Origin of the sequence: Actinospineispora acaciae DSM 45401 (genome assembly GCF_000620785.1) — a bacterium.
Taxonomy (GTDB): Bacteria; Actinomycetota; Actinomycetes; order Mycobacteriales; family Pseudonocardiaceae; genus Pseudonocardia; species Pseudonocardia acaciae.
Genome location: NZ_JIAI01000060.1, coordinates 1 through 4,329, shown reverse-complemented (window position 1 = coordinate 4,329; position 4,329 = coordinate 1). Strand labels below are relative to the sequence as shown.

The window sequence follows — 4,329 nt, the reverse complement described above, 5'->3', positions numbered from 1 at the left end:
ATCCTCACCGGCACCCAACTTGCTCAACAACGCCGCCAACCCGGCCTGCAACACCATGAACACACTCGCCCCGGCGCGGCGGGAAAGCTCGCACAACCGTTGGTGTGATTCAGGCTCCAGATGAACGAACACCTGATCGCCCCGATGTGTGGCGACGGCCGGGCGGGGCCGGTCGCTCGGCATCTGGAGCTGCTCGGGCAGCCCGGCCAACTGTTCGGTCCAATAGGCGAGCTGAGTGGCGAAAACGCTGTCCGGATCGGACTGGTCCCCGAGCAACCGGTGCTGCCACAGGGTGTAGTCCGCGTACTGCACACCCAACGGCACCCAACCCGGCGACGCACCCGCACACCGCGCCGCATACGCCGCCGCCAGATCCGCCGACAACGGATTCAACGACCACCCGTCACCGGCGATGTGATGCACCACGACCAGCAACACATGCTCGCGCGGCCCCACGATGAAAAGCTCCGCCCGCACCGGCACCTCGGCGGCCAAATCGAACTCATACCTCGCCGCGACCGCCAACGCCTCCGGCAACTCCGCCGCCGAACACTCGGTCACCCGCCACCCCGGGCAGGTTCCTGGAGCCGCCAGGATCTCTGGGGCCTCCAGGACCTCCGAAGCGCCCAGGGTCGACGAAGCGCCCAGGATCTCCGGGACGTCCACGACCTGCTGGTAGGGCACGCCCTCGATCTGAGGGAAGATCGTGCGCAGGCTCTCGTGCCGCGCGATGACATCGGCCACGGCCGCCCGCAGCGCCTCCCGGTCCAACCGGCCGGACAAGCGCAACGCCAACGGAATGTTGTAGGTCGCGCTCGCCCCTTCCAACTGATGCAGGAACCACAACCGCCGCTGCGCGAACGACAACGGCACCCGGTCCGGCCGCTCACCGGCCGTCAACGCCAACCGCGCCCGGCCCGAGTCCCCAAGGCCGGCGGCCAACCGAGCCACCGTCGGCGCATCGAACAACACCCTGACGCCAAGCTCGACCCCGAATGTGGCGCGAATACGAGCGACCAGACGCGTCGCCAACAGCGAATGCCCGCCCAGCGCGAAGAAGTCGTCGTCCACCCCGACCGAAGCCACGCCGAGCACCTCGGCGAACAGCTCCGCCAGCAACCGCTCCTGGGGCGTCCTCGGAGCCCTTCCGGCGGCCGAACCCAGTTCCGGCGCGGGCAACGCCCGACGATCCAGCTTCCCGTTCGGTGTCAACGGCAACTCGTCGAGGACCACCACCGCCGCCGGCACCATGTGCTCCGGCAGCCGCCCCCGCACGTGCTCGCGGAGCGCGCTGACCAGGGGGCCGGTGGCGCGGGCCGCGCCGGGATCGTTGGTGAACGCCGACAGCGGCGCCGGCCCTCGGGTGACGGTCCGGTACAGGCCGATGGTGGTTGCCGCCTCGGCCAGGTCGGGATCGGTGAACACGACGTCCAGGGCGTCGGGGCGGGTGGCCGACCAGGTGATGTCCACCCGATAGCCGCACCGGCGCCCCAGCTCGTGCAGCTCCTCCGGGTCCGGCGCCCCGGTGTCCGCCGAGCCGGTGTCGTGGGCGAGGCGGGCGTTGGGGACCTCGGCGATCCGCACCAGCTCGCGGCGCTCGGCGCGCAGGTGGTCGGCCAGTTCGGCAAGGTCGGCGACCTCGTCGCCCCAGTCGAGGCGGGGCGCCCGGTCGAGCGGGAGCGCGGTGATGGGGTGCTTGCGCAGCACGACGTCGTAGCGGTAGCGGGTCAGCTCGTTGTGGTGACGGCCGCGTTTGACCTGGATGTCGACCCCGGCGATGTCGGGGAGGTGGCGTTGGAGGGCGGGGAAGAAGTCGGGGTCGACGAGGAGCTCTCGCTCCGCGCGTTGGGCATGGTCCACCGCCCGGCGCAGCGCCGACGGGTCGGTCGGTTCGCCGGCCCGATGCAGGTGCACCGCGGCCGACAACGCGGGCAGCAGGCGCAGGTTCCGAACGTCACCGACGAACAGCGATCCCCCGGGGGCCAGCAGCCGCACGGCCTGGTCGAGCACCTGACACAGGTAGTCCGACGTGGGGAAGTACTGCACGACGGAGTTGAGGACGACGGTGTCGAACCAGTCCACCGGCAGCCCGCTGACATCGTCGGCGGCCTGTGCGCTCAGCACCACACGCCTCGCCAGTGCGGCGTCCCGCTCGACGTGTTCGGCCAGGCCGTTGATCACCGGGGCGGACAGGTCGGTGGCCCAGTACGACTCGCACCCGGGGGCGAGCCGGGACAGCAGCAGGCCCGCGCCCGCGCCGATCTCCAGCACCCGCCGCGGCCGCAACGACCTGATCCGGGCGACCGTCTGGTCCCGCCATTCGCGCATCTGTTCCAGCGGGATCGGCCGGCCGTCGTAACTGCTGACCCAGCCTCGGAAGTCCTCCCCGAACACCTCGTCGTCCGGGCTCGAATAGACCGCGTCATACAACTGCCGCCACTCGCCGACCTGAGCCCGCTCGGCCTGTTCATCCCGCCCCCGGCCGGCGCGGTCCGCCACGACGTAGGCAACCAGCCGCTTGTCCCCGGGCCTGTCCTCCCTGGCGACCACGGCGGCCTGGGCCACCTCGGGATGGTGCCGAAGGGCGGACTCGACCTCGCCGAGCTCGATCCGGAAACCCCGGACCTTGACCTGGTCATCGACCCGGCCGACGAACTCCAGGTTCGCGTCCCGCCGCCATCGGACCAGGTCCCCGGTCCGGTACATCCGAGCCCCCGGCCGGCCGAACGGGCAGGCCACGAAGCGCGCGGCGGTCAACCCGGGACGTCGCAGGTAGCCGAGGGCCACGCCGTCCCCGGCCACGTACAGCTCGCCGACCACCCCGAGGGGCACCGGCCGAAGCCCGGCGTCCAGCACGTACGCGCGCATGTTGGTGATCGGCCGGCCGATCGGCACCGGCAACGGCGCCGCCGCCGAGAGCGGGTCGCTCATGGTGGCGCAGACGGTCGTCTCGGTGGGGCCGTACGCGTTGATCATCCGCCGGCCCGCCGACCAGGTTCCGACCAGCTCCGCCGTGCAGGCCTCCCCCGCCACCACCAGGTTCGTGACCGACGGCAGGTCCTGGCCCGGCGGCATGGCGGCCAGCACCGACGGCGGCAGCGTCAGGTGCGTCACCCGCTGGTCACGGGCCAGCGCGGACAGCGGTTCGCCCGGCAGCAACCGATCCGCCGGCGCCATGACCAGGGCGGCGCCGGACAGCAGGCCCATGCACAGCTCCCAGAACGAGGCGTCGAAGCTCGGAGAGGCGAACTGCAGCACCCGGCTCCCAGCCCCGGGTTCCAACCTGTCGGTCTGGGCCGCGACCAGGCTGGCGGCGCCGGCGTGGGTGACCACCACGCCCTTGGGGGTGCCGGTGGAGCCGGAGGTGTAGATCACGTAGGCGGGGTCGCCGGGGTGCGGGGGTGGGGTCGGGTTGGTGTCCGGGTGACTGGCGAGGTGGGCCTGGGTGTCGGGGTTGTCGAGTACGAGGTGGGTGGTCGTGGTGGGGAGGTTGTCCTCGGTGTGGTGGTCGGTGAGCAGGAGGGTGGGTTGGGCGTCGCGGAGAATGAACTCGATCCGCGCGTCCGGGTAGTCGGGGTCGATGGGCAGGTAGGCGGCGCCGGCCTTGAGGACGGCCAGGATCGCGGTGGCCAGCCGTGGTGAGCGGGGCAGGGCGAGCGCGACGATGTGCTCGGGTCCGACGCCGCGCGCGATGAGCAGGTGGGCCAGGCGGTTCGCGTCCGTGTTGAGCTCGGCGTAGCTCACGGCGGTGTCCTCGAACACCACCGCGGTGCCCTGTGGCGCGGCGTGTACTTGGTGTTCGAACAGGGCGGGCACGGTGGCCGCGGGGATCGGGGCGGCGGTGTCGTTGTGCTCGACCAGCAGCCGGTGGCGTTCCTCGGCGGTGAGGATGTCGAGCTGGCTGATCGGCGTGTCCGGGTCGCCGGCCGCCGCCTCCAACAGGCGCACCCACCGCGCGAACAACGTCTCGACGGTTTCAGCGTCGAACAGGTCGGTGGCGAACTCGATAGCTCCGTGCATTCCGTCCGGTTGATCCCACAGGCTGATGCCCAGGTCGAACTTGGCGGTCCCGGTGGGCACCGGCGTCATCGTGGTGTCCAACCCGGGGAAACGGAACTCGCCGCGAGGTGTGTTCTGCACGGCGAGCATGACCTGGAACAGCGGGTGGTGCGCCAGCGAGCGCGTCGGGTTGAGAACCTCGACGAGATACTCGAACGGCACATCCTGATGGGCGTAGGCGTCCAGCGCGGTCTCCCGCACCCGCCCCAACAGCTCGGTAAACGTCGGATCACCCGAAACATCGGTACGCAACACCAACGTGTTGACGAA

The 4,329-nt window shown here is 71.0% G+C and carries 1 protein-coding gene; it reads right to left on the bottom strand.

The features are described from left to right. Positions 1 to 4,329 (bottom strand): non-ribosomal peptide synthetase (locus N912_RS59645; RefSeq protein ID WP_037070439.1); only part of this gene is annotated, 4,329 nt, incomplete at both ends.